The sequence below is a fragment of the Ornithinibacillus massiliensis genome, from assembly GCF_018310345.1.
Classification (GTDB): domain Bacteria; phylum Bacillota; class Bacilli; order Bacillales; family Amphibacillaceae; genus Ornithinibacillus; species Ornithinibacillus massiliensis.
Map to the genome: position 1 here is coordinate 350,277 of NZ_JAGXBY010000003.1, position 25,357 is coordinate 375,633.

Sequence of the window (25,357 nt, forward strand, 5' to 3'; positions counted from 1 at the left end):
CTCTAATCTCTTAATGCCCTGCCAGTAAGGTGTAAAAATACATCCTCTAAAGTAGGGGCTTTGTTATCGACAGAGTGTAGTTCGATTCCGTGTTTCTCTGCTATTTGAATGACCTCGGAAAACATGCGAACCGATCTTGGTACGATAACGAGCACTTCTTTTTCTCCTACTGTCACACTCGTTACAGATGGATGTTCTCGTAACGCAGTAAGAAATCCCTCACTAAATCGATCCGCCTTAATGGATATCGTATTCTCGTTGGATAAGATTTTCTTAATTTCATCCTTTGTACCAGATGCAATTAGATTTCCTTTATCCATAATGTAAATACGGTCACATAACAGCTCTACTTCCTCCATATAATGACTCGTATACAATACGGTCATTTTTCTTTCTTGATTTAGCCGTTTAACCGTCTCTAAAATATAATTACGGGATTGCGGATCAATCCCAACAGTCGGTTCATCCATAATAATCACTTCTGGGTCATGAAGCATGGCTACACCGATATTTAACCGTCGTTTCATTCCACCTGAAAATTTCTTTACAATGTCTTTACGTCTATCGGTTAGTCCAATTTGCTCCAATACTTCATCGACCTTTTGTTTTAATTTCTTACCACGCAAATGATAGATCCTTCCGAAGAAATAAAGATTCTCCTCCGCTGATAGATCTTCATATAGAGCAATCTCCTGTGGTACAATGCCTACTATCTTTCGGAAGCTGCTAGGATTCTTGACAATACTTTTGTTCTCGAAAAGGACATCCCCGCTGGTAGGCTCTACTAATGTCGACAGCATTGAGATTGCTGTTGATTTACCAGCACCATTGGGACCAAGAAGTCCGATAATCTCACCTTTTTCTATAAATAAATTTAAGTTCTTTACCGCTTCAATCTGTTTAAATCGTTTCGTTAAGTTCACCAATTCGATCATTTGATTCCCCTCCTAAATTTAGAATACGAGAAAAGCTCCAGTTTACATACTACCTGGAGTCATGAAAAGAAATTATTGAGGTATGACTTGAGTCACTTTTTTAAGAGAGAAACGTGAAATTTTGGGTCGATGGGGGGGTGTAGACATTTTGATATGCCTTTTAGCTTTCACACTACCATTTGGATACATGTATTTCATTGCGAGTTCTTTACATGATTGTGATCCCATCTTACCAACTTAGACATTTCGGCACTTACAAAAAAGTAGCTTCCGAAACCGAGAGCTACTTTCTTACACTTTTTTTATAACTTGTCGTTTAATAATAGATGACACGGTAAATACAACTAGAACAGAAGCGAACAATATCCTCCCACCTAGCTGTTGCTCTGCAACTGGCTCAAACGGTAATAGTTGCAATACTAACTGTGGAGATAATTCGGCCCCTGCCGGCAAGCATACTTCCAATGCTTGTGTAAAAGTTGTCAAATCCGTGTATGCTTGATGTAGGATTTCCTTTGAAAATAGTAGAATCCCAGCAAGCGGAACAATCATTCCTATACATACGACATGATAAATAAGTGTCCTTGTCCAATCGCTTCCTCGAATAATTGGTATCCATAATAGTAAAGCGGTAGCAAATAGAGCTAACAGGTAAAAGTAATTCCCATATAGGTCCACACGAGCTTTATCAAAGATCGGTGGATGGTGATATATGTATAAGGTTAAGAAAAATACACTAATGCTTACATAAGGTTTCACAAGGAAAGACACTATTTTAGTAACCCATTTATTCCGTAGTGCTCGGTCTAGTATAGTACGTTTCATACCAAGTAACAATAAAGGCGGTACAATCACGCAAAGTAGAACGACTTGTATTATATGAACGCTAAACTGAATTCGTCCAATAATATTAATTGGGCTCCCTGTCGCGATAAATAGGACCATTAATCCAAGGAAAAAGCAAACACTCTTCCACCAGGAATGCTTCTTCTCCTGTGGCAATAAAAATAGATAGATAACAGCGGCAAACGCAATAAACAGAAATATTCCTGTATTCCAAAGAGACGCAAACGGAAATTCCTCTAACATGATGGAAAGCATGTCGAACACCTCTTATTTAGGTTCTTTCCCTCATTATAATGGATAGGAATGCTGGACATTAGTGTAAGATAGTACAACTTTATGAATGATTGCTACAGTTCATGCTTTACCGCAAAAATCGCAAGCTGGGTACGGTCTCTCAAATCTGTCTTTTGCAAAATCTGGGTAATATGATTTTTCACAGTACCAATTGAAAGAAAGAGTTCATCGGCAATTTCTTTATTTGTTTTTCCTTCGCCGACTAATCTAGTAATCGTTAATTCCCGTGGTGATAAATCAACTTTTACCGTTTCTTTGGTACGTTTTTGAAGTAAACGGGGCATTACTTTAGCTGCGACTTCATCATGTAGCATTAACCCACCATTCATACAGCTATGGACTGCTTCTAATAGCTTTGTTGAATCGGCTGTTTTCAATAAGAAACCATTTGCTCCCTCTTTCAATGCTTCTACTACATATTCATCATCATTAAAGGTAGTTAGAATCAATATTTTAATATTTGGCCACTTACGTTTAATAACTCTAGTTGCTTCAATTCCATTCATAATTGGCATGCGAACATCCATCATAATAAAATCAATCGCATATTTTTCAAGAATAGCTATTGCCTCCGCACCATTTTCCGCTTCATGTGTCACCTTAATATGCTCGTCTTGTTCTAGAATAACCTTTAATCCCTGTCTTACAATTGCTTGATCTTCCACTAATAATACCCGCCACATATGATTGTCCTCCTACTCCGATGGAATAATTCCGGATACGTAAAATTGATTTTCTTTCTGATACACATCGAGTCGTCCACCAATCTGTTCTAATCTCTTTTTCATATTGGTTAGACCGAAGCCGAATGTAAATGGCTTTACCTCATAAACGGCATTCGATATTTCAAAGGTGACATCTCCAATTGCAGATTTACCTAATACGACATGGATTTCTCTAGAATAACCATGTCTCATCGCATTGGTGAGGGCTTCTTGGAGCACCCGGTATAAGACAACACTATGATCATTTGATAACGGAACAGTAAGTACACCCTGCTTAATGGTGAACTGAACAACGATTTGACTTTCCGCTTCAAGCTTACGAATAAGATGTACGACTGTTGCAATTCCTTCGCTTTCTTCTGCCTGGAGTGTTTTCACAGCCTGTCTTGTCTCTCCTAAGCTATCCTCTGCCATCTTTTTCAACTCACGATAATCTTCATTTTTCGTCTGGATGGCTAATGTCTCCAGTTTCATAATTAAAGCTGTTAGTCGATGTCCAACTGAATCATGGATATCACGTGCAATTCGGTTCCTTTCCTCAACACGCGCAGCTTCTTCTGCAAGTAGATTCATTCTTTTTAGCTTACGATATTCACTACGTAATTCTTCATAAAGATTACGCTGTTCTTGTAACATCGTGACGTATTGATTAATGGATAGAATAAGGAAATATAAAAATACAACCATCACCATAATCGCTACTACATGACTCATTTGAAAATAACTAAGTAAAATCGATATAAGCAAATTCATCAGGATATATAGCTTTAATTTTTTCTCGCGCAACCGAAAAGATGCGATCATAGAAATATAAACTAATAGGATGATTGTTATTAGATTCTCTTCTGCTATAAGTAGCCCATGTAAGAAAATAATAAATGACAACAGGATGTACACATAAATCGGTACTTTTTTTAATGATAGAAAGAAGAAACTGGCCATCGCTCCAGCAAAACACAAAATGCTAACCCAACTATTGGTACTATATTGAATGATCAAATAGGTCCAAAGTAAGACAAATACAATAAACCTACCCCAGAAGTATTTCATAACACCCTACTTTCCTAGCATATAATTTTGATTATATTCTATCATAGTATAGTTCTATATTTTGCTAAATTTCGCATTTAGAGAGATAATACCTGGCTACTCATTTGATGCGTGTAAATGTGAATTTAGTATTTGTTCCCCAAATACAACAAAAAAAGGCGTGGTTCTACAATTCACTACGCCTTGCAAGTATATTCGTGTCGAGCAAGCTCCTCCCTATAGTAACAATCATATCTCGTTCCTTCGTCCCTTTCACAACATTATCTAAATAATCGACAATTCATAGGTATTTTGCCACAACAAACTAAATTCTAAGAATATTTTACCATTTCGTAATTATCGCGATACGAGAGCCCTTCCGATGTAGTATAATGAGGGGGACAATACGCTAGGCGTGAGACGATCAGAATATTGGAGTTACTAACGGCGGCTTCATAAAAAATTCCCCAGGAAAGGGGCTGAAGCTTGTGATTCCAATTGAAAAAACTCTTGAGTTAATGTTAATGTTCTCAACACTAGTATTGTTAGTTGTGAACAGTCGTGAAAAAAAGTAATCACCCTGTCACTTTGTAAGGAACCAGGATAATTACCTTTTTCACCAAGATAGGAAGTCGCCGCAGCCTACGCAATTGTCTGAGTCGTAAGTTGCCGCTTACGACTCTCCCCTCTTTAGCTACGACACTCCCAAAGTCAATTATACAGAATGAGATATGCTACGCACAACACTTTTTTGAAAATTACGTTTTTTCCTCAAGATAGGCAATGATTTGCTTCCATTCTTCCATCTTTTCATGCAATTGTTTATTATAACGACCAGGAACCGGGCTAGTAGAAGGTAGTTTGATTACTGGGATATTCGATAAAGACTCTGGAGAAAAGTACTTCTTTAACGTGTTAAATGACTTGGTACCATTACATGCCATTAACTGTAAGGAAGGATATGCTTGAATGAGACCTGGAAGATCATTAGGCTCCTCACCATGAATCGATGAATCTAAGCTCCCTTCTCGATAACAAGCACCAATTGCATCCCAAAGCGCAATATGCTTCTCCCTAAGAAAGGTCAGTTTATCCGCATAGCTAGAATCTGGATTTTCATCAAACAAACCGTAGATTATCTTCCAAAAATGATTACGAGGGTTCCCATAATATTCCTTGCTCTCCAGTGATAAAACACTTGGCATGGAGCCTACAATTAACACCCTAGATGTTTGATTGATAACCGGTGGTAATCCAACAATTTTTTGTGCCATACTGTTATACTTCTCCCTTACAAAATAACCGTGCACTTTCCCGTTGTTCATCATTTCTCCATAATTGTAGCTGATCCATCACCGCTAAGGTAAACTCTGGAAATGCAGTCCCCTTTGCAGTAATAAGATTATCCCGTACTTCTAGTCTTTCACCCGTATATTCCGCATCTGCAAATACGTCCTTAAACACTTCATATGTATTCGGGGTACAAGTGAAAATATTCCCTTTTAATAAACCGGCTTTACCGAGCAGGGTTGCCGACGCACAAATGGCGGCTATCGGTTTTTGAATACTATTTGCTTCCCGGAGAAAGTTCTGGATCCGATTGTCTTCCAACACTTGGGATACACCATCCCCACCAGAAATTAAGATTAAATCATAATCATTAGGGTTTGCATCCGCAATGGCTAGCCCTGGATTGGTTACAATTCCTCCTAGACTTTCAACCGTTTCCCCATCAATTGTTGCTGTGACCACGCAAGCTTTCCCAAGCTTTCTTAAAAAGAATAACGTATGAGCAATTTCAAAATCAGCATACATCGGGTAAGCAAAAAACAAGACTCGAGTCATTCCCATTCCCCCTATTATATGTAATCCAGTATAAAGTAAATATTCTGGATTTTAAATAGCAATTATAGCATATTTACGAAACAATTAGTTCCCCTATCTTAGATGGCTATATCACGATAAACTAAAAAAGAGATCATCGTTACGATAACGTGATCTCTCGCTTTTAGTAATAGGATACAGAAAATAAAGCAATACCAAAGATAATAAAAATAAAAAGAAGACCGTATAATGCAACTCCGATAATGCTAGTTACTAATCCTGCAGTTGCTAGTCCACGCCCACCTTCATGGGTAACAGCAATTTCTTTATAACTACTATTAGCTAAAATAATTCCAATTATACCAAGTATTAGTCCTACATATGGGATTACAATCGATAGTATACCTAGCACTAATGCTGCAACAGCTTTCCCGTTTGTTTGTTGTGTCTCCATTTAGACCCTCCTATTCCTAATTTATTTTAACCGTTTACTAATTTAAATTAACAAAGTTCTTACTATATGTATAGGTATAAATTCTCGTTCCTTTCACAATAAGCATCCAATCTAGTATACTTTTCTATATAATAAATTATGTCAGATGTATACGGAGGAAGTCAATGAACCATTCATTAGTATTAGCATCTACTTCGCCTCGGAGAAAAGAGCTACTAGAACTAGTAAACATTCCATTTGTTATAAGGAAACAGGATGTGGATGAATCTGTCATTCAAACGGACAATCCGGCATTAAGAGCGGAACAGCTTTCCTTACATAAAGCGAAGCATGTGCCATTTATTGATTCGAGTGAGGTAATTTTAACAGCAGACACAGTAGTAGCCTTCGAAGGGAACATTTATGGGAAACCGAATCATCACGAAGAAGCATATGAGATGCTTTCACGTTTAAGCGGGAATGTACATGACGTATATACTGGCGTAACCATCCGCTCACAGGAAAAAGTAGTTTCGTTTGTGGAAAAAACAATGGTAGAATTTTGGCCGTTAACAGAAGGTGAGATCCATGCTTATATCGCAACTAAGGATGTCTATGATAAAGCAGGAGCTTACGGTATCCAAAGTCAAGGTGCTGCTTTAGTGAAGAAAATAAACGGCGACTATTATAACGTGGTAGGATTACCCATTTCGAGAGTCGTACGGGAATTGAGGAAATTTAACATTAACGCTGTGCAAGAAGAGTAGTAAAGATTAATACATTTGCTAAGCATCCAAACGGTGTTTAGTTCTCTATCGTTGTAACAACGAAGAGGACAAGGATGCTATATTTATGAAACATGAAAGAAGTTTTCTCCGTCTTATCAGTAACATTGACTGAGAGGAATGGAGCGTAGATGAAAAAAATAATTTTACTCTTAGGTTTTCCTGTATTGTCGAGTATTCTATCTGGTTGCCAAACAGAAAATAACAGCGCAAATCAAGCAGAAATAATTAATACAGTAATACAACACAAGGATGTTAGTCCTTTAATTTTAAATTCTGACATTGCAACGATTAGTTTTTCAAAAGCAAAAAATGCCAGTCCAATTGTTTTGGAAGAAGCTGAAAAGCTGGAGAAATTAAAGCAAATAATTTCAGGTGCTAAAAAGGAAAAAGCTATCGTAAATATGGCTAACCCTAACTATTATATAGAAGTCATTGATACAAGTAATAACAAGCAACATTTTCATTTATGGATCGGCAAAGAAGGCCAACAAAGCAGCTTGATGAATACAGATGATACACATACAATTTATACTGTATCAGAAGAAATGATGGATACGGTAATGGAATTAATTAATGTAAAATGGAAAAGAGAAGCTATTAAAACCTAAGTAGTTCCACATTATCAGAACTACTTAATCATAACTGCTTCTCTTTTTATATTATAATTCCTTTTCCAATACAACAACATCCTCTAGGAGGTATTGACTTTTTTGATATGTTTTAATAGCCCGGTCATTATCTTTACCCGTAATTATTTTAATCGATTGGATACCACGGTGTAGAAGCTCTTTTTCCAATAATGAAATCATAGAACTCGCTAATCCCATTCCCCGTGCTGTTTCTTCTACATACATTTCGGTAATTTCTCCAACACTGCTTGGATAACAAAAGGTTTGAAAGCTCTGAGCACATGCAAAGCCCACTACTTGCTCATTTACTACTGCGACTACGACTAATTCATTACCAGCATGCAGGCATTCCTTGATTATTTCAGGATCTATCTTTTCCCCACCATTAAACTTATGATTCAACCGGGAAAGCGCTATCGCATCCTTTACTGTGGCTAATCTAACTTGTTTATTCAGCATCGTATCGCTCCTTGAAATCTCTCAATTGTCTGGACGTACTAGGTATTTCGATACCAATTTTCATTGAAATCAAGATGTAGAGCTTTTCCTAAACAAATCCCAAACTCTATAAAGCCCCTTCCTCTTGCCGTAATCGTATTTCCATCTTGAACCACTACATTATCTGAGTAATTTTCCGTTTCAAAGACACCCAGCTCTCCTAATTTATCCTTGGGTAGTCCTACCGTATATTTCTTTCCTTTTAGAATACCTGCTTTTGCTAATAAATATGGTGAGCTAGATATACTTGCGATTATTGTATCAGCTTTCGCGATTCGCATAATAAAATCTACTACTCTTTGCTCCTCTGCTAATGCCCCAATATCCAGACAGCCAGGTAATAATAAGCTGTCCACTTCATCGATTGTTACATCATAAATAGTTGTATCGGGAATACAAGTTAACCCTGCTTCTCCACTTATTGGCTGATTCGTCATCCCTACGGTTAGCACTGGCTTACTTCCTTGCATAAGTACCGATAATGCTACACTTAGTTCATATTCACTAAATTGTGGATATAAGAGTACCGCAGTTTTTTTCATACTTGGAATCTCCCATCGATCACTCATGGTTCTCATGATTTGTATTTTCTTCTAATGCCTTGTCTAGAAATTGTTGTAAACGATCTTGAAATTCCTCGGTTGCAACATTATAAGCCTTTGTATGTCCAGCATTAGGCACAATCCACAGCTCTTTATCCCCACCAGCAGCTTCAAACAATTCATATGCCATCTCGGTCGGAACTAGCTCATCAGCATCCCCATGTATAATGAATAGGTCTCTCGTATTATTCTTCACCTGGTCAATCGCAGATGCTTCCCCAAAGAAATAACCAGCTCTCACCTTAGTAATCATACTTGTAATATCTAAAATTGGAAACGCTGGAAGATGATATAAGTGCTTTAATTGATGCTTTAGCTCCTCTTTTACTGTCGTATATCCACTATCAGCAACAATTCCTTTTACTTCATCAGGAAGCTCTTCTCCACTAGTCATGAGAACTAGGGACGCCCCCATGGAATTACCATGTAAAACGATTTGCTCTGCTCCATACTGTTCTACTAATAAGTTAATCCACTGCACATAATCTAACCGGTCATGCCAGCCATATCCCACATAATCGCCTTCACTTTCCCCGTGACCTCTCGCATCTGGCAATAATACATCAAAGCCTTGATCATAATAAAACTTGACCAAATCATCCATATGATCTCGATTCCCACGATAACCATGAGCAAGAATGACCGCTTTTCCAGTTTTCCTATCGTTTTCTAGGTAACCGGCTTTTAATACCAACTCATCATAGGATGTGATTTGCAAGACTTCTTGTTCCTGCTCTGCATACCACTTCTCCGCTTCTTCTAAAATAGCCAACGCTGTTTCACTTGCACTTGCATTCACACTTTCAGGCTCACTATGTAATTCGATATCGGTACCTCGTTTAATCCCTTCACTATAGAAATAATTCCCACCTACTAGTAAACCAATCACTACAATCCCAACAATACTGCCCAACGCAATACTTATTTTTCTCTTCAATTGAAATCCCCCTGAAATGATATTTTTCTTACAATTTTACCATGAAGAAGGGGTTTCTCCCTATTAAAAGGAGAAACCCCTTACTTTTAAATCCATTCAAGAAATTCTAATCGGTTCCCAAAAGGGTCATCTAAATAGAATCTGTTTGCACCTGGCAAATGGTCATCCACGATATATGCTCTATTTTTCTGATCGAGATAATGCTTCATCGCTTCAATATTCTTTACACGAATGGCGGGATGTGCCTTTCGTGCAGGCAAAAACGGCTCTTCTATCCCAATATGAAGATGAATCATACCATTGGTGAACCAAACACCACCCCGGCCCTTTAAGTTATCAGGCTTTTCTACCTCTGAAAATCCTAGTAAATCTCGATAAAACAATCGAGCCTTCTCTTCTCCACCTTTAGGAGCTGCTAACTGCACATGATCAAGCTGCTCATAGTGAAAATCCATACCAATCCCTCCCCTCCATACTTTCATCATAAATAATATGAAGAATAATTAAAAATACATAAAGCAAATACTTTTTGAAAACATTTACTTATACCCTTATTTTTGAATTATGTTAAAATTTACTTAGTATCGCAGTGAGGAGATGAAGTCATTTGAATTATAAAGAATATTATGTAGAGAATTCCCCACTAATGATGTTTCTTCATGGTGGAGGAGTAAGTGGATGGATGTGGGACGAGCAAGTGAAATATTTTACTACAAAGTACCATTGCTTAGTTCCAGACTTACCAGGGCATGGCAAGAGCAAACACGATTCGTTTTCTATAGATGATAGTGCGCAGAGGCTCATACAATTAATTAATGAAAAAAAGAACGATAAACCAATCATTGTAATTGGCTTTTCACTAGGTGCACAAGTTCTTGTCAGAATGCTTAGCATACAACCCCACTTAATTAACTATGCCATAATAAACAGTGCTTTAACGAAGCCAATGCCCTATAGCGCTAAGCTAACAATGCCTCTCTTTAAGCTATCCTTTCCTCTAGTAAAGTGGAAATCATTCGCTAAGCTCCAAGCAAAAGTATTATACATAAAAGAAAATCAATTGGATTTATACTATCAAGATAGTTCAGAAACTAGTCTTCATACCTTTATTCAAGTGATGCAAGAAAATATGTCCTTTAGTATCCCTAATGATTTTTATAAGGCTGGCGGAAAAATATTAGTTACGGTTGGTGAAAAGGAAAAGAAAATCATGCGCAAATCTGCAAGTGAATTAACCCATGCCAATCCAAATGCTACCGGAATTGTAATTCCTAAAATTGGCCACGGCATCTCTTTAGCAGACCCGACATTCTTTAATCATTTAATTGACGATTGGATTACAAAGCAGATTTTACCCAACCCGTGTCACCATTATTTAAAAGCAAAATGACCAGCCTCCTCTCGGAAACTGGTCAGTTAATTGGCATATTCAGCAGCCACAAATGCCGTATTTGTAATAAAAAGTTTTAAACCACCACTTCACTAAGTGGGTGTTTGCAGAAACCTTCCTGTCTTCCGCTACACTATGGCGGCTCGACATTAGAGCTTCAATGTAAAACTCCCTATTATCTATTTAGAGGTTAAAACTTAGTAAAATACGTACATCGTAGCTTGTGTAATTATATTACTACGTTCACGATGAATAATCAATGTCAATATCATCCAATTGAACAAAAATAGGCTTAAACTCCTAGCATATTTTAAAAGATTAATTCATATACTTCGCGAAGTTGTTGCACACGAATATCATCTTGAACATTTTCAGCATAATTAATTTCACGTTCCAGTATTTGATCTAAATACTGGATCTCCTTATCATCTAAATCATCAACAAATGCTCTTTCGTTTTGATACTGATTATGCTTTAGTTTTTGATAAATAGACTGACTTAGCTCGCTTTCTTCATAGTTAGATACTGATTCAAGTAAGTACTTTAATGTATGGTCGATTGTCATCACCTGCTTTATTAAATCTTCGTATTCTTCTTCTTTGTCCGATCTTCCAATACAGATTTAGGACGGTGATTGGCAGTTTCCTCAGTCAATCCTTGTGGGTTAACACTTGATGTAACACGCTTTTTACTCCAGCTATCACTTTTTTCTGGCATAAAGGACACCTCCACTAGGTAGTATTTCTAAATTGTTGGGTTTTATCCTACTTGAGGGTGGAGATATTAAGTAGGGAGATGCAGGTTGCTTTAGGGTGGGGTATCTGCTTGGAGGGGTGGGTGCTTCTCTCTTTAGTTTGAGTTCATCTGCTTCTCGGGCGGGCGCATCTTCTCTGGTTTGGGCTCATCTGCTTCCGAGGTGGGTGCATCTTTCTCTGGTTTGGGCTCATCTGCTTCCCAACCGGGCGCATCTGCTTTCAAATCAATTTTACTAATGGACACCACAAAAAAAGCACAGCCATTAACTATAGCTATGCTTTGAAATAACCATTACTCTGCTCCTAGTCCCTCATACTCTTTCCGTAATTCGCGTTTCAATACTTTTCCACTTGGATTTTTTGGTAATCCTTCTGTAAAAGCAACATATTTTGGTACTTTAAATTTGGATAGCTTAGAACGGCAAAATTCAATAACCGATTCCTCGGTAAGTCTTGCCCCTTCTTTTGGAACAATAATGGCTGTTACTGCTTCTATCCAATATTTATCTGATATACCAATAACAGCAACTTCGGAAACACCTTCAAGTTGATAGATCATCTCTTCAACTTCCCGGCTAGAAACATTGACACCGCCTGTATTAATCATATCTTTTTTTCGGTCAATAATCGTTATATAACCTTCCTCATCCATCACACCAAGGTCGCCACTATGAAACCACCCACCACGGAATGCTTCTGCAGTTTTTTCCGGATCATGTAAGTAGCCTTTCATCGCATGAGGTGTACGATGAACAATTTCACCAATTTCACCACGCGGAACCTCTTGATCATGGTCATCCACGATTCTTGTTTGGATATTTAGTGAAGGTTTTCCAGCTGATCCAAGCTTACGTAATTGATCTTCCGGTTGTAATGCAGTGGCCAGCGGGGCAACTTCTGTCTGTCCATAGAAATTCCAGAAGCGGGCATTGGGTAGTCGTTCTGACAGTTCCTTTAACACTTCCTTTGGCATAATCGCTGCGCCATAATAACACTTCTCCAAGGTAGACAAATCCCGTGTATCAAATTCCGGATGCCTTAAAAGGGCTATCCATACTGTAGGCGGGCAAAAAAGCTGTGTTGCTCCTTCCTTTTCAATTGTTCGTAAAATTATTTCTGGACTTGCTCCATCTAAAATAATCCCGCTTGAACCTAAGTATATACTTGGACCTAAAAAAACATGTAACTGGGCACTATGATACATTGGCAGAGCATGAACCAATACATCCCCCTCATCCATATTCCCATCTATAATGCAACTCACATATTCACTAATGATACTTTTATGTGTAAGCATAACTCCTTTTGGCTTTGACTCCGTGCCACTCGTATATAAAACATGCGCCAAATCATCATCAGACAAATCCGCATCAACAAAATCTGTTGGTTTTCCTTCACGAATATCACGTAACGATGTCCAATCTTCAAACCTTTCGTCTACTATTTCCCCTTCGTCCAAATCCATAATGTATCGAAAAGAGATCTCCTTACCAACCGAAGCATAATCCAAAATTGCGGCATACTCTTCGGATGCAATTAATCCCGTTACATTAGCGTGATTGATGATAAACGCCACATCATCCTTTGTCAGCATATAATTAATTGGAATCATAACGGCTCCAATTCTTGCAAGGGCAAAATTAACAATCACAAAGTCTAAACTATTCTTAGACATAACGGTTATCATATCGCCCTTTTTCATACCATTTTCCCGGAAAGCATGTGCTGTTTGATTTACGATATTATCTAATTCTTGATAATTCAGTCGTTTATCCCGATAAGCAAGTGCAAATTTTTCCGGCATCCTTTCCCTTGTCCTCGCTAATAAATCTCCTAATGTATTTCTCCGTACACGTTCTAATAATTGTTTCAGTCCATCAAGTACATTTGAATCAGTGCTCATCCCGACAACTCCTCCAAATAGTTTGATGACTTTTCTGTATATAAAATTCTATTAATTATTTTAATTCAGATAATTATTAGAAGCAATATACTTTACAAAACTTTACCCTAATCGTCTTAATTCGACTTTACGATTAAACTCACGAGTTGTATCAATTTATGTTACTGTGTAGTTCAATAATTTTAGGTGGTTGAATGAAGGGACAGCATCTTAAAAACTCCAGGATAGTGAAATAGAGTTATGTATTTAGGTTGAGTGTATGCTAAAGGGCGCATGTTACTCCTTTTTGGGTGCATGTTCCTATTTATAGGGCGCATCTTCCTTTCGGGCGGGCGCATGTTCCTTTTGTTTGGGCTCATCTCTTTCCGATCAACTAGTTTCCTATGTCCTAGATATTCCTATTGGCTTAATCGAATTCAAACATATGAGAAATCAATGGAAGAAATTAGTGCCTTACCGACTGATCTAATTGATAGAGAAGCCTTCCATTACTAATCATGATATTCGCCTATATTAGGCCTAACAAGCTTCCTACTCCTCTATACCTGAATATAGTTAAAATGACTACTTACTAGGAGGAAATACGATGGAAACACCTATGGACAGACAGCCTCAGCACTTAGCTTGGCATGAAACACTGGAAATACATGAATTAGTAGCTTTTCAATCAGTAGGATTAATGAAATTAAAAAAGGCAATTGGGAGTGTTGAAGACCCACGACTTCGGACGCTATACCAGAACACGATTCAAGGCTTAGAAAGAAATCTTCGAGAACTTCTGCAATTTTATGCTCTGGCACCGCGAGCTGATCAAAGCAGTCATCACGAATTAGATACGGGATTCTATGCTGGGGATCTTCTAGCATTCGCGAAAACCTCAGTTCGCAACTATGCCATTGCCATTACAGAAACCGCAACACCAGCAGTACGAGAAACATTAGCGAGACACCTACAAAACGCGATAAAAACTCACGCCGATGTATTTTATTTCATGTATGAAAATAGTTTTTACCCTTCATATGACATCGAAAGGCTTTTAGAAAATGATATGGTGAACGCCACAAAAGCAATAGAAATGGATTATTAAAAATGGAAAGAGACACGGGATTATACCCCGTGTCTCTCATTACCTATCGAAAACCACTCTCGTACTTGCAATCATATCATGTAATCCTTGTTTTTCTTCGGTGAAACCAACAATAATATAGAGAACCATTAGGATGGAAAACACACGATATATAAATCGTCCAATGACCTCTCTGAAAAAGACGTCGCTCCATTTGAGAGATTGTTCATCCTCACGAATTACTCTAATTCCTAAGATCATCTTTCCTATTGTTTGCCCAAAAAATTTCGTCATGAATAGAAAATAGGCAAAGTAGACAATCGAAGCTATTAACCCTGTTACAGTCCATAATCCAATACTAATGGCAATTCCATCATTCACAAATTTAAAAGGAGACAGCAGAATACCATTCAAACTGGAGATAACCACTATATCTAAGACATATGCCCAAAACCGCATCCAAAAGCCGGCAAAACGTGGCTCCGAACTTGATGCAGCATGTTGATAACTTAAACTTGCTTCGCTCATCGTTGGCCCTCCTTAATTTGAGTATAGGTACATTGCTCTTGGTGTATTTGATTCCTGGACTATCTGTAGCATGTTAACCAATTCCTGATCTTTACCAAATAAGCTTTGAACAGACATTCCTAAAAATTGCTCAAAACCAACAGCATTATTATATCGAACCACTTTTGCATTCGTTAGCCCTAGATCTTCCTTCATAATTTCAATTGTATCCTCTAGCGTTCCAAGCTCATCAACTAATCCATTTTCTTTTGCTTGGCTACCAGTGTACACGCGACCATCACCAAGCTCCCGAACTTGATTTTCTGACATATCCCTACCGTCCACAATCACCTGAACAAAGTCGGCATACATATCATCAATCATTGCCTGCAATAGTTCTCTTTCATCATCCGTCATTTCACGGAAAGTAGACATGATATCCTTGTACTCACCACTTTTAATAGTATTAAATTCAATGCCAAGTTTATCTGTTAAACCAGACAGATCATACCCTTGCATGATGACACCAATTGAACCAGTCAAGGTCGCTGGATGAGCAAAGATTTTATCTGCAGGTGCTGAAATGTAATAGCCACCAGATGCAGCCGTATTACCCATTGATACATAAACAGGCTTTTCTGTTTCTTCTTGGATCTCTACGATTTTATCATGTATTTCCGCGCTCTCTACGACTCCACCACCAGGTGTATTTACACGAAGAATGATACCATCGACACTAGGGTCACTGCCAGCCTCTTCAATCATTTCTAAAAATTTACGATGGTTATAGGATGTAGTATTTAAAAGCGTACTTGGGGTTGTATCTTGAATCACACCATCTAGCTGTAATACTACAATTTTTCCATTTGTTCCTGTTTCCACTACCTCTTCTTTAAATTTACTCTCCGGAAAAGCAAACAACTGTTCAAAATTTGTACTTGCAACACTTGTTACGAGCTGAAATCCTGTGGAAAGGATAAATAATACAACTGCCACAAGTAGCGCAAACCAGCGTTTCTTATTCATGAAAAAACCTCCTGTTATTACCAAATTATGTTTAACAAAAGAATACACTATTTGAGTTTGGATATCTAATTATTGCGCAATGAATACTGTTAAAATAAACTTCATAAATTTTGCATAATAAAAAAGAAGATACAGCGACTGTTTAGCTGTATCTCCCCTAGTAGTTTATCTAAAAATATAAGGTTGTAGGTTTTTTCTTTTGTGTCCGTTTCACTTTCGGCGGGTAATATCCTCTCTCAAAAATTCTACCCTTTGTAATCTGACATTGCTTCAAAAAGGCTTCAATTGAATTGGATTCTACGGATTCCATTGCTTTTTGCATCACCTTTGCCGCTACACGTGCATCCTCTAATGCATTATGGTGATTTAAAGCGAAGCCATGATGAGCTGCCAGTGTGTTTAACTTATGATTTTCTAGCTCTGGCCAGACGTACTTGGCAATGTTTGCTGTACAAAGATAATCCAATTCCGGATATGTCATGCTGTCTCTATCCAATGATTGGCGAATAACACTCATATCAAAGCTTGCATTATGTGCGACAACCAGATTACCTGATAAGTAGGTTTCTAATGTTGGCCAAATCTCAGAGAACGTCCTAGCACCCAATACATCTTCTTCTACAATACCGTGTACACGTATATTAAATGGATTAAAATAAGTTTCCGGATTGATTAAACTATAATATTCATCTAGTATTTCCTTCTCATCGGCAATCACAATCCCGACGGCACAAGGACTATGACGCTTTTCATTCGCTGTCTCAAAATCGATCGATACAAAATTCATTTTAGACATTCCTTTATTTATAACGTTACACCTATCATAACATGGTAAGCATCTTACTGTAATATAAAATAATACAGTACTCTCACTTATAACAATCCCACCATTTTCAACCCATGTAGAATTCCATCTTCATCAACAGACTTGGTCACATATTTTGCAGCGTTCTTGGCTTCTTCCACTCCATTTCCCATTGCTACACTATTAGGAATTTTGGTAAGCATTTCTACGTCATTTAACCCATCACCAAATGCATATCTATTTTCCTCAGGAATATGTAATTTCTCCATTACTTTTTCAATTCCATATGCTTTCGATCCACCTTTTGGCAATACATCGGTACTGAGGCGATGCCAGCGGACAAAGTCAAACTCTGGGAAAGCATCTATATACTGCTGCTCTTCCTCTTCCACACAGAATAAAAGTGATTGAAAAATAGCATTATCCTCATAGTAATGTGGATTATAACTAGGTAAGCCTATTTTTAATTCACTAATACTTTCCGCTATATGTGGATGTTCTGGAACATTAGCATTCATACCGTCAGGATCCATAAAGAGAACTGGATGCCCATTAGCTAAAGCTTGGTCGGTCAGGTTCTTTAATGTGGGCATCTGTAAAGAGTTGGTGTAGACTTCCTCTCCTTCGACCACGACAAATTGCCCGTTATAGCTAACATACGTGTTGATCCCTAATTCGTTCAGTAGATTTTTAAACATAAATGGTCCACGCCCCGTTGCAATGGCGACAATATGCCCTTTTCTTTGTAACTCCTGAATTGCTTCCTTCGTCGAACGTGGTAATTTCTTATCGTGATCTAATAATGTACCGTCTATATCAAAAAATACAATACTCTGTTGGGACATGGTGATAGATCTCCTTTTAAGTGAATTTTTATTCTACCTTCATTCTAACCATTGAAAGGCTTTACAAGTCAACAAATATAAAGAAGCTAGGGGTTAGCCTAGCTTGGGTTTGGTAATCTTGTGTGGGGGATGGGAGTTTTCGTGTGACTTCAGGGGTTTTCGGGCAGCTTCCGGGGATTTCCGCGCGGACTCTGGGTTCTCGCGCGGCTTCTTGGCATTCTCGCTCGACTTCTTGGGATTCTCGCGCGGCTTTTTGGGGTTTTCGCGCGACCTCTCAGGATTTTCGCGCGGACTCTGGGTTCTCGCGCGGCTTCTTGGCATTCTCGCGCGACTTCCCGGGATTCCCGCGCGATTTCTTGGGATTTTCGCGCGGACTCTGGGTTCTCGCGCGACTTCTTGGGGTTTTCGAGCGACTTCTCGGGATCTTCGCGCGACTTCTTGGGATTCTCGCGCGACTTCTTGAGATTCTCGCGCGACTTCTGGGATTCCCACGCGACCTCTCGGGATTTTCGCGCGACTTCCGGGGATTTCCGCGCGGCTTCTCGAGATTTTCGCGCGATCTCTCGGGATCTTCGCGCGACTTTTTGAGATTTTCGCGCGGACTCTGGGTTCTCGCGCGGCTTCTTGGCATTCTCGCGCGATTCCTTGGCATTCTCGCGCGACTTCCGGGCATTCCCGCGCGAACTACGGAGATTCCCACACCCAACACCTCGTAAAATCCCGCACCCTACCTAACAGCTAACCAACACTCCCTCACTAAACTTTAAAAATATTAATCCCACTTCTTCATCCGCTCTATCACATGCTTCTTAAATTTTGTTACGAGTGTCTTTTTTCCTTCTGATGACTTCTGCTTTTGCCATTCATTATAGCTAGCAATGGCAATTAAAATAGATCCAGCGATTAATAGATAACCCCACCATGGTAGGTTACCCCAATATGGTCTCGTTTGCATTAGCACGTTGAATAAGAGTACACCTGCACCTACAAAGAAGAAGGACTTTATTTGATAGATCATGCCTGCAATAAGTGATGCCAAGGATAGTGCCCCGATGATTAATGCATCATATATTGTGTTGCTCGCTAAGCCATCCTGCACTAGTAAAAGTGCTACGATGACTAGTACGGCCCACTGAATATAGCTCGCTAATTCTTTCTTTTCCTTCAGGACGTATTTTCTTAGAACAATAACAACTAAGATCCAAGGTAGTACATAGAATTCTCTTTCGAATAATGGCGCGATTTCTATGTGACCTAACAGTGCATAATATGGTTGTAATGCAAAGACAAAAGCAGCAAATGTGATCCATGTAGCAGAAATGTCTGCCACACGGTTTCGATTAAGTAATAATCCAGTGACGATTAAGACACCTGGAAGAAGCTTGAAAGCTAACTGATCAGTGAAAATGCTAAATTGATATACATTAAGGCATGCAAGGAATCCTATGAGCGTATACCAATCTAGTTTAAATTGTTTTGTCTCTAATTGATAAAGGGTTTGATAGATTATCCGGCCGACTATCAATCCCACCACTGCAAATGAAGCATAGATGTATGGCTTATATGCTAGCATCTCGGGTGTATTTCCGAAATTAATCGTCCCTACGTATAGCAATAATAATGGGAGAATGGTTAATATATCCCATCTCATACCGTGTAACACGTACATGACAAGCGCTCCATATAATAGGGTAATTCCAAACGAGATAGCATCATGTGAATAGCTCATCACAAAACCGAAGATACCAATACTAGAGAACGGGATAAAATAATAGGCGATTCGTTTTTTCCATTCGCTATCCCCAATCATCCAACCTACAAACAACAACAGACTAACGATGAAATATGTGTAAACATATTCGAGATTCCAATCCCATTTGGAAAAGGCTAATTGAAGGGAAATCCAGAACGTCGTCCAGCCTGCATAGAAAAATGTTTTCCGTTGCCATTCCTTCTTAACCAATTTAACGGTAATCCCATAGATAGCCGTTGCTAGTAGAAATGCCCATAATGCATCCACTCCATTAAAAATGCTCGTAAGAATTAACGCTAATGGCAAGTAAATTTGCCCCACCCAGTGAAAAGCTCGTTGCAAAAGTGAATCCTTTTTGCCAATAATAAACCCAACACCTAGTAGCAATAAGGTTCCTAATAAAAATTCAAACCATTCGAACAATTCCGGTGTCGTGGCTATCCTCTCATGAATAACATTAAGAAGATAGAAATAGAACAATAGAGAAATGCTGGCAAGGACATATGGGATAGCAGTCCAGCTTGTTTTCCGGTATAACAAATAAGCCATTGCTATTCCACCCAATGTAATCAACGCACTAGTCACAGGCTCCAGCGTTAAGCTCCCTAGCATACCAATTCCATAGAAGATTTGGGCAAGATAAAAACTACTCTCTGCGAACTTCTTCTGATTTATCGTTTTCCAACTATAGCTACCGGCTAAAACGACTATACTACCGAGTACGATTCCCATGGTTAGAAAGGCATCCTCAAAGTACGGTGCATCTTGTTGTGCAACATAACTATACAAAACGGTAACAGCTAATCCTAATGCTACCCCATGCAACCATGGTGCCATCTGTACCAAATGCGTACGTTTTTCATACTTGTTCATGACAACCGCCAACACAGCAATGAAGAATAGCATAATACTTAGCTCGAGGCTCTCGAACATAACATAGCTAGCGAATAAACAGAAAATCATCGCAATACTACTCACATCACGCGTACTATTCTTCATTGGCTGCCAAAGTGATACGTTTACGAGACAACCACCCATCATATATAAAAGATAGGCTAATATAAATCCAGGAAGAATAATAGATTCATAACCAATCCACTCTTGACCTAGTAAAGTAAGCTGATACAAGGCACTTACTAAGAAAATAGGACTTAAATAATGAAATAGCTTATTCGTAATAAGTGAAGCTAGGTAAGCAAAATGTAGCGCAATAATGACATAGGCAATGAATAAAACCAGTGAGCCCTCGCCCGCACTTATCATAAGCCCTTCAAAGGTAATATATATAAATGCTAGAGCTGAAACAACCACACTAGTAACTTGAAATACTTTCTGTAAAGATCCTGCATCCTTCATCAGCTTTGGTAAAACGATGAAAAATACCCCTAACAATGCATAAGCTATTTCGCCAACACCTGCCAATATTGAGTTTTCCACTAGCTGGTAGGCACCATAAATGACCATAGCAGTAAACACGAAATGATAGGATTGATGCTTCGTAACAAATATCATCGAAAAGTAGATGACTGCAGTTAATAATAAATTAAAGCTATACATCCATGCTTGATCATAGAACATGAGCATGAGTAAGGTAGATAGGATGAGATTTGCTTGTATAAATGGAATGAATTCCATGATAAAAGGCTTTAATCGCTTCTTCTCCTTTAGCAACCGATAACCGATGATTAAAGCAGCATTGTATAACATGATTCCTAGATAAAAAACATCTACCGGTACGTTTAGCGCTGCCAGCAAAAGACCGGTGAACACACTGATTGCTATATACGAAAACCAGACAAAAAGACGGGATGATCGCTTCAAAGCAAAGTAAGCATATATGGGGAAAATGAATAAGGTGCCGATTGCCCCAAATAAAAATTTCCCCTCTCCATAAAAGGAGAAATAACTTCCAAATAGCTCAAAGTAGCCTACGGATACAACGATAATTGGTAAAAACAAGCTACCTAACACAAGAAATGCAAATGCTGTTTTCGTTATACGGAGAATACGACTAGTTAAGCCTGCCAATCCATAAAACAAAATAGCAACCGTTGAGATTAGTCCTGTTTTAGCCCAAGCACCAAGTGTATCCCATGTACTCGTTGCAAGAACTAATCCCCCTAAAAGTAATAGGATCACACCGAGATTCAAGCCCCAGGTAATATTGCGATCCCTCACCTGTTTATCTGATAACGTCTTCTTCTCCTTCCTAATCGGCTTCGTTTGAACAGCTTCTTTTTTCGGCGCTAAGCTTGTAGGTTGAGGTGTGATGGTGACTGCTGGTTCTTTCTTTGACTGTTCCTGCTTTACCGTTTCCTGCCTGATTTGGTTCACTCGTGATATATTTTGATAATATTTAGAATGTGCATGAACAATTTTGGCTGCGACATTCATATTGATGTATCGCGCCTTCACTAATTGATGAAGTTCCTCGCGAACGATTTCTCTCTTTTCATCCGGACTAAGTTGTGTCATAGAACACCCACCTTTTGATTTCGATATACTCATCATACCAATAACAACAAATGGAATCATTATAATTTTTTAATATATAGAAAATTATAGCTTGACATGCTCTTTGGAGCGATGTAGAGTGAATAGTAACAATTAAATGACCGATTCTTATCCAGAGAGGTGGAGGGACTGGCCCTTTGAAGCCTCGGCAGCGGACTCATTTTGAGTACTGTGCCAATTCCAGTAGCATTTGCTAGAAGATAAGAAGAGCACCTAACCTAAATTTGTTTAGCCTCTTCTTATTTATAAGAAGAGGTTTTTTGATTGTTTACTAAATAAATGAGGTGAGGAAATGACAAACGAAATCCGGAACAACACAAATGAAGTTTTAAGAGCTATTGAACAATTAAAAGAAAAAGAGTGGGTGGACCTAACTCATGCCTTTGGTCCCGATTCACCACATTTCTCTGCATTTGAAGCAGCTGAATTTAAACCCTTATTTACCCATGATGATGGTTTCTTCGCGCAAAGCTTTACCTTCCCAGGGCAATATGGTACACACCTGGATGCACCAATCCATTTTGTACGGGACAGAAGATACCTAGAGGATTTAGACTTAAAAGAACTTGTGTTACCTCTTGTCGTCATTGATAAATCAAAGGAAGTTGCTACGGATAACGACTTTACGCTATCTACAAGTGACATTCTAGCATTTGAAGCTGAGCATGGTCTAATTGAGGCAGGAAGCTTTGTCGCGCTAAGAACCGATTGGAGTAAACGTTGGCCTGATCACGGCTTATTCGAAAATAAAGATGAAGATGGCAACGCCCATGCACCTGGTTGGGGACTAGATGCCCTGAAGTTCCTATTTGAAGAACGTCAAATCAAGGCTATCGGCCATGAAACTTTTGATACAGATTCTGCGGTAGATTACCGAAAAAATGGAGCACTAGTAGGCGAATATTACGTGCTGGACCAGGATACTTACCAAATAGAGCTGCTTACTAACCTAGATAAGGTACCTGCTAAGGGCGCCGTAATCTTTAATATCGTTCCAAAAGCAAAAGGAGCATCCGGATTCCCCGTACGGTCTTTTGCGTTATTACCATAGAAAGTAACTAACAGCTTTGTTAAAAGAAATAAAACTAGATGTAAATCCCACTATAAACGAAAAGAAAGAAGGAATTAATATGACTACTAAAACATTTCAAGCGCCATTTCGAGCTGACCATGTAGGGAGCTTACTACGCCCGGAAAATCTATTAAAAGCAAGAGAGAACTATAAGAATGGTAATATTTCCAAAGCAGAATTAAGAGAAGTAGAAAACAAGGAGCTACAGCGTATCGTGGATAAACAAATTGAAGTCGGGCTTGAGCTAGTAACCGATGGAGAATTTCGTCGCTCATGGTGGCATATTGATTTTCTTGAAAATCTAAATGGATTTGAAGGCTATGTGCCGGAAAGAGGAATTCCGTTTCAAGGCGTGGAAACAGAACCATATGATGTTCGCAATATCGGCAAAATCTCCTTTAATGAGGATCATCCATTCCTTGAAGACTTTAAATTATTTAATGAACTAGTAGCTGGTCGTGCCGTTGCAAAGCAAACGATTCCAAGTCCTAACCAATTATTCCATCGTGGTATACGAAACACGGCGGTTTATCCTACTGTCGAGGAATATACGAAGGATGTTATCCAAGCCTACCGGGATGCGTTAAAGGCCTTTTACGATATCGGTGTCCGGTATATACAATTAGATGATGTTTACATTGCTGGTCTGAATGCAGATAGTCTAGTAGCATATGAGCCTGAACTCTCGCGCGAAGAATTAATTGAGCTATCCCTTCATGTCGTCAACAGTGTATTAGAGGATAAACCAGATGATTTATATGTCACCACCCATCTCTGTCGGGGAAACTATGAATCTAGGTGGGCATTTGAAGGTAGCTATGCACAGATTGCCCCAACATTATTCGCAAAAGAAAAGGTGAATGGATTTTTCCTAGAGTATGATGATGAACGTTCTGGTGATTTCAAGCCATTAGATTACATCCCTGAAGGTGGCGCATGTGTTGTATTAGGTCTTGTTACTTCAAAGTTTGGTGAATTAGAAGATAGAGAAGAGATAAAACGTCGTATTCAAGAAGCCAGTCGTTATGTTCCACTAGAGCAGCTTGCACTAAGTCCACAGTGTGGATTTTCTTCTACACATCATGGGAATAAGTTAACCGAAGAACAGCAATGGGCGAAATTGAAATTTATTGTGGATATTACGAAAGAGGTATGGGGATAAAATAGGGGGACTCTCCCCCCCTATTTATTCTTCTGCATAAACTCCAATACTTGCTCACTTGACGGCATACCAGCTTGTGCTCCTATTTTCGTAACGGATAATCCGGCAGCCGCATTGGCAAATTGGATAGCTGCTTCTCGGGTTGCTCCCCCGCCGATTTGGACGGCAAGTGCACCATTAAAGGTATCCCCTGCTCCTGTTGTATCCTGTACGGAGACCGAATATGCCGGCACTAGTTTTTCTTTCTTATGATCAAAATATAGCGTTCCCTCTGAACCTTTCGTTATGATGAGCTTGTCCTGAAGTCCTTTAGGTGAAACCTCGGAGAACATCTCCTTTGCTTCCCCTTCATTTGGTGTAATAAAAGTAGCCGCTTGATATACTTCCTCTGGCAGCTGTTGATAAGGAGCTGGATTGACAATAATCGGAACTTGGAATTGGTGTGCTAAGCTTGTAACATAGGAAATGGTTTCCATTGGAATTTCTAACTGTAGCAGTACCACATCACTATTCTTAATTTGTTTCTCATATTTCGCTACCATATCTATTGTTACATGTGAATTTGCTCCTGGTGCCACGATAATCCGATTATCTTGTTCAGCTAACATAATTGTTGCTGTACCGGTGGCAATCCCTTCTTTTATCTCAACACCTGTTGTATCAATTCCTTCTCTCTGCAGATTCTCTCGTAAGCTTTTTCCAAAGGTGTCATCCCCCACTGCTCCAATTAATTGCACTGTAGCACCTAGTCTTGCAGCTGCGACTGCCTGATTGGCTCCCTTACCACCAGGGTAGGTGGCAAAGTTTTTCCCCATTACGGTTTCTCCCTTTTCTGGTACTCGATCAGTGGTAACCGTTAGATCCATATTAATGCTTCCCACTACTGTAACGATTGTTGATTTATTCATGGTAATCCCCCTTGATTTGTTGAAATAAATAAAAAACTATAAAATATTTTCTATAACTTTGGTAAAATGTAAGAAAATGAATTAGTATATTTTTTCAGGAGGCGCCTCCCT

General features: G+C 38.8%; 26 protein-coding genes, 1 other RNA gene and 1 riboswitch. Of the genes, 6 read left to right on the forward strand and 21 right to left on the reverse strand.

All coding sequences use genetic code 11. The features are described 5' to 3' along the window. Positions 1–2: 2 nt before the first annotated feature. The 7 genes from KGF86_RS10360 to KGF86_RS10390 all read right to left on the reverse strand — a co-directional run bounded on the left by KGF86_RS10360 (position 3) and on the right by KGF86_RS10390 (position 6,107). On the reverse strand, positions 3–935 hold the full coding sequence (locus tag KGF86_RS10360; RefSeq protein WP_211741785.1) for an ABC transporter ATP-binding protein: 933 nt from the start codon (positions 933–935) through the stop codon (positions 3–5). Positions 936–1,226: 291 nt separating this feature from the next. Continuing rightward, positions 1,227–2,036: a cytochrome c oxidase assembly protein gene (locus KGF86_RS10365; protein WP_211741786.1), complete on the reverse strand. Its 810-nt coding sequence runs from the start codon at positions 2,034–2,036 to the stop codon at positions 1,227–1,229. 92 nt (positions 2,037–2,128) lie between these two features. Continuing rightward, on the reverse strand, positions 2,129–2,758 hold the full coding sequence (locus KGF86_RS10370) for a response regulator transcription factor (protein ID WP_186869247.1): 630 nt from the start codon (positions 2,756–2,758) through the stop codon (positions 2,129–2,131). 12 nt (positions 2,759–2,770) lie between these two features. Then, the gene (locus KGF86_RS10375; RefSeq protein WP_211741787.1) at positions 2,771–3,850 is read right to left on the reverse strand and encodes a sensor histidine kinase; all 1,080 of its coding nucleotides are present in this window, start codon (positions 3,848–3,850) and stop codon (positions 2,771–2,773) included. 737 nt (positions 3,851–4,587) lie between these two features. Further along, entirely contained in the window at positions 4,588–5,103 is a 516-nt protein-coding gene (locus tag KGF86_RS10380) for a DNA-deoxyinosine glycosylase (protein WP_211741788.1), read from the reverse strand. A gap of 4 nt (positions 5,104–5,107) precedes the next feature. Then, positions 5,108–5,674 (reverse strand): DJ-1/PfpI family protein, encoded by a 567-nt coding sequence (locus KGF86_RS10385; RefSeq protein ID WP_211741789.1) that lies wholly within the window; start codon positions 5,672–5,674, stop codon positions 5,108–5,110. 163 nt (positions 5,675–5,837) lie between these two features. Next, a complete protein-coding gene (locus KGF86_RS10390) occupies positions 5,838–6,107 on the reverse strand; it encodes a DUF4190 domain-containing protein (protein ID WP_186869243.1) in 270 nt (89 codons plus the stop codon). Between the two features lie 164 nt (positions 6,108–6,271). Here KGF86_RS10390 and KGF86_RS10395 point away from each other — a divergent pair, with 164 nt between their 5' ends. Next, positions 6,272–6,853 carry a Maf family protein gene (locus KGF86_RS10395; protein ID WP_186869242.1) on the forward strand — a complete coding sequence of 194 codons (582 nt, stop codon included), beginning with the start codon at positions 6,272–6,274 and terminating at the stop codon, positions 6,851–6,853. Positions 6,854–7,002: 149 nt separating this feature from the next. After that, entirely contained in the window at positions 7,003–7,482 is a 480-nt protein-coding gene (locus KGF86_RS10400) for a YhfM domain-containing protein (RefSeq protein WP_211741790.1), read from the forward strand. A gap of 51 nt (positions 7,483–7,533) precedes the next feature. Here KGF86_RS10400 and KGF86_RS10405 read toward each other — a convergent pair whose 3' ends face one another. From KGF86_RS10405 to KGF86_RS10420, 4 genes are all read right to left on the reverse strand, one after another. After that, a complete protein-coding gene (locus KGF86_RS10405; protein ID WP_246521459.1) occupies positions 7,534–7,962 on the reverse strand; it encodes a GNAT family N-acetyltransferase in 429 nt (142 codons plus the stop codon). Between the two features lie 38 nt (positions 7,963–8,000). Next, a complete protein-coding gene (locus KGF86_RS10410; RefSeq protein ID WP_186869406.1) occupies positions 8,001–8,543 on the reverse strand; it encodes a DJ-1/PfpI family protein in 543 nt (180 codons plus the stop codon). Positions 8,544–8,562: 19 nt separating this feature from the next. Continuing rightward, entirely contained in the window at positions 8,563–9,540 is a 978-nt protein-coding gene (locus KGF86_RS10415; protein ID WP_186869240.1) for an alpha/beta hydrolase, read from the reverse strand. 86 nt (positions 9,541–9,626) lie between these two features. Further along, positions 9,627–9,995: a VOC family protein gene (locus KGF86_RS10420; protein WP_186869239.1), complete on the reverse strand. Its 369-nt coding sequence runs from the start codon at positions 9,993–9,995 to the stop codon at positions 9,627–9,629. A gap of 191 nt (positions 9,996–10,186) precedes the next feature. Here KGF86_RS10420 and KGF86_RS10425 point away from each other — a divergent pair, with 191 nt between their 5' ends. After that, positions 10,187–10,930 carry an alpha/beta fold hydrolase gene (locus KGF86_RS10425; RefSeq protein WP_211742024.1) on the forward strand — a complete coding sequence of 248 codons (744 nt, stop codon included), beginning with the start codon at positions 10,187–10,189 and terminating at the stop codon, positions 10,928–10,930. A 39-nt stretch (positions 10,931–10,969) separates the two neighbouring features. Here KGF86_RS10425 and ssrS read toward each other — a convergent pair. From ssrS to KGF86_RS10445, 4 genes are all read right to left on the reverse strand, one after another. Continuing rightward, positions 10,970–11,156: non-coding RNA, 6S RNA (gene ssrS, locus KGF86_RS10430), on the reverse strand. A gap of 84 nt (positions 11,157–11,240) precedes the next feature. Continuing rightward, positions 11,241–11,495, reverse strand: coding sequence for a sigma-G-dependent sporulation-specific acid-soluble spore protein CsgA (locus tag KGF86_RS10435; RefSeq protein WP_222618997.1), 255 nt, complete (start codon positions 11,493–11,495; stop codon positions 11,241–11,243). Positions 11,496–11,506: 11 nt separating this feature from the next. Next, positions 11,507–11,647, reverse strand: coding sequence for a small, acid-soluble spore protein L (locus tag KGF86_RS10440; protein ID WP_211741791.1), 141 nt, complete (start codon positions 11,645–11,647; stop codon positions 11,507–11,509). A 330-nt stretch (positions 11,648–11,977) separates the two neighbouring features. Continuing rightward, positions 11,978–13,588, reverse strand: a complete 1,611-nt coding sequence (locus tag KGF86_RS10445) for an acyl-CoA synthetase (RefSeq protein WP_211741792.1) — start codon at positions 13,586–13,588, stop codon at positions 11,978–11,980. A 586-nt stretch (positions 13,589–14,174) separates the two neighbouring features. Here KGF86_RS10445 and KGF86_RS10450 point away from each other — a divergent pair. Next, a complete protein-coding gene (locus tag KGF86_RS10450; RefSeq protein ID WP_281413781.1) occupies positions 14,175–14,675 on the forward strand; it encodes a spore coat protein in 501 nt (166 codons plus the stop codon). Between the two features lie 39 nt (positions 14,676–14,714). Here KGF86_RS10450 and KGF86_RS10455 read toward each other — a convergent pair whose 3' ends face one another. The 5 genes from KGF86_RS10455 to KGF86_RS10475 form a co-directional block, all read right to left on the reverse strand. Further along, positions 14,715–15,182 (reverse strand): RDD family protein, encoded by a 468-nt coding sequence (locus KGF86_RS10455; protein ID WP_211741793.1) that lies wholly within the window; start codon positions 15,180–15,182, stop codon positions 14,715–14,717. Between the two features lie 12 nt (positions 15,183–15,194). Further along, the gene (sppA, locus tag KGF86_RS10460; RefSeq protein WP_211741794.1) at positions 15,195–16,187 is read right to left on the reverse strand and encodes a signal peptide peptidase SppA; all 993 of its coding nucleotides are present in this window, start codon (positions 16,185–16,187) and stop codon (positions 15,195–15,197) included. 169 nt (positions 16,188–16,356) lie between these two features. Then, positions 16,357–16,974 carry a 3'-5' exonuclease gene (locus KGF86_RS10465; RefSeq protein WP_211741795.1) on the reverse strand — a complete coding sequence of 206 codons (618 nt, stop codon included), beginning with the start codon at positions 16,972–16,974 and terminating at the stop codon, positions 16,357–16,359. Between the two features lie 86 nt (positions 16,975–17,060). Further along, the gene (locus tag KGF86_RS10470) at positions 17,061–17,837 is read right to left on the reverse strand and encodes a Cof-type HAD-IIB family hydrolase (protein WP_211741796.1); all 777 of its coding nucleotides are present in this window, start codon (positions 17,835–17,837) and stop codon (positions 17,061–17,063) included. A gap of 772 nt (positions 17,838–18,609) precedes the next feature. Beyond that, entirely contained in the window at positions 18,610–22,065 is a 3,456-nt protein-coding gene (locus KGF86_RS10475; RefSeq protein WP_211741797.1) for a hypothetical protein, read from the reverse strand. Positions 22,066–22,209: 144 nt separating this feature from the next. Further along, positions 22,210–22,311: riboswitch (SAM riboswitch) on the forward strand. 85 nt (positions 22,312–22,396) lie between these two features. Here KGF86_RS10475 and KGF86_RS10480 point away from each other — a divergent pair. Then, positions 22,397–23,155, forward strand: coding sequence for a cyclase family protein (locus tag KGF86_RS10480; protein WP_211741798.1), 759 nt, complete (start codon positions 22,397–22,399; stop codon positions 23,153–23,155). A gap of 79 nt (positions 23,156–23,234) precedes the next feature. Further along, positions 23,235–24,338 (forward strand): 5-methyltetrahydropteroyltriglutamate--homocysteine S-methyltransferase, encoded by a 1,104-nt coding sequence (locus KGF86_RS10485; protein WP_186869230.1) that lies wholly within the window; start codon positions 23,235–23,237, stop codon positions 24,336–24,338. A gap of 20 nt (positions 24,339–24,358) precedes the next feature. Here KGF86_RS10485 and rbsK read toward each other — a convergent pair whose 3' ends face one another. Beyond that, positions 24,359–25,246 carry a ribokinase gene (rbsK, locus tag KGF86_RS10490; protein WP_211741799.1) on the reverse strand — a complete coding sequence of 296 codons (888 nt, stop codon included), beginning with the start codon at positions 25,244–25,246 and terminating at the stop codon, positions 24,359–24,361. Positions 25,247–25,357: the final 111 nt, after the last annotated feature.

Coding starts and splice junctions, on each gene's coding strand:
- KGF86_RS10360 (WP_211741785.1), bottom strand. CDS start 935: ATGATCGAATTGGTGAACTTAACGAAACGATTTAAACAGATTGAAGCG.
- KGF86_RS10365 (WP_211741786.1), bottom strand. CDS start 2,036: ATGCTTTCCATCATGTTAGAGGAATTTCCGTTTGCGTCTCTTTGGAAT.
- KGF86_RS10370 (WP_186869247.1), bottom strand. CDS start 2,758: ATGTGGCGGGTATTATTAGTGGAAGATCAAGCAATTGTAAGACAGGGA.
- KGF86_RS10375 (WP_211741787.1), bottom strand. CDS start 3,850: ATGAAATACTTCTGGGGTAGGTTTATTGTATTTGTCTTACTTTGGACC.
- KGF86_RS10380 (WP_211741788.1), bottom strand. CDS start 5,103: ATGGCACAAAAAATTGTTGGATTACCACCGGTTATCAATCAAACATCT.
- KGF86_RS10385 (WP_211741789.1), bottom strand. CDS start 5,674: ATGACTCGAGTCTTGTTTTTTGCTTACCCGATGTATGCTGATTTTGAA.
- KGF86_RS10390 (WP_186869243.1), bottom strand. CDS start 6,107: ATGGAGACACAACAAACAAACGGGAAAGCTGTTGCAGCATTAGTGCTA.
- KGF86_RS10395 (WP_186869242.1), top strand. CDS start 6,272: ATGAACCATTCATTAGTATTAGCATCTACTTCGCCTCGGAGAAAAGAG.
- KGF86_RS10400 (WP_211741790.1), top strand. CDS start 7,003: ATGAAAAAAATAATTTTACTCTTAGGTTTTCCTGTATTGTCGAGTATT.
- KGF86_RS10405 (WP_246521459.1), bottom strand. CDS start 7,962: ATGCTGAATAAACAAGTTAGATTAGCCACAGTAAAGGATGCGATAGCG.
- KGF86_RS10410 (WP_186869406.1), bottom strand. CDS start 8,543: ATGAAAAAAACTGCGGTACTCTTATATCCACAATTTAGTGAATATGAA.
- KGF86_RS10420 (WP_186869239.1), bottom strand. CDS start 9,995: ATGGATTTTCACTATGAGCAGCTTGATCATGTGCAGTTAGCAGCTCCT.
- KGF86_RS10425 (WP_211742024.1), top strand. CDS start 10,187: ATGATGTTTCTTCATGGTGGAGGAGTAAGTGGATGGATGTGGGACGAG.
- KGF86_RS10435 (WP_222618997.1), bottom strand. CDS start 11,495: ATGACAATCGACCATACATTAAAGTACTTACTTGAATCAGTATCTAAC.
- KGF86_RS10440 (WP_211741791.1), bottom strand. CDS start 11,647: ATGCCAGAAAAAAGTGATAGCTGGAGTAAAAAGCGTGTTACATCAAGT.
- KGF86_RS10445 (WP_211741792.1), bottom strand. CDS start 13,588: ATGAGCACTGATTCAAATGTACTTGATGGACTGAAACAATTATTAGAA.
- KGF86_RS10450 (WP_281413781.1), top strand. CDS start 14,175: ATGGAAACACCTATGGACAGACAGCCTCAGCACTTAGCTTGGCATGAA.
- KGF86_RS10455 (WP_211741793.1), bottom strand. CDS start 15,182: ATGAGCGAAGCAAGTTTAAGTTATCAACATGCTGCATCAAGTTCGGAG.
- sppA (WP_211741794.1), bottom strand. CDS start 16,187: ATGAATAAGAAACGCTGGTTTGCGCTACTTGTGGCAGTTGTATTATTT.
- KGF86_RS10465 (WP_211741795.1), bottom strand. CDS start 16,974: ATGAATTTTGTATCGATCGATTTTGAGACAGCGAATGAAAAGCGTCAT.
- KGF86_RS10470 (WP_211741796.1), bottom strand. CDS start 17,837: ATGTCCCAACAGAGTATTGTATTTTTTGATATAGACGGTACATTATTA.
- KGF86_RS10475 (WP_211741797.1), bottom strand. CDS start 22,065: ATGACACAACTTAGTCCGGATGAAAAGAGAGAAATCGTTCGCGAGGAA.
- KGF86_RS10480 (WP_211741798.1), top strand. CDS start 22,397: ATGACAAACGAAATCCGGAACAACACAAATGAAGTTTTAAGAGCTATT.
- KGF86_RS10485 (WP_186869230.1), top strand. CDS start 23,235: ATGACTACTAAAACATTTCAAGCGCCATTTCGAGCTGACCATGTAGGG.
- rbsK (WP_211741799.1), bottom strand. CDS start 25,246: ATGAATAAATCAACAATCGTTACAGTAGTGGGAAGCATTAATATGGAT.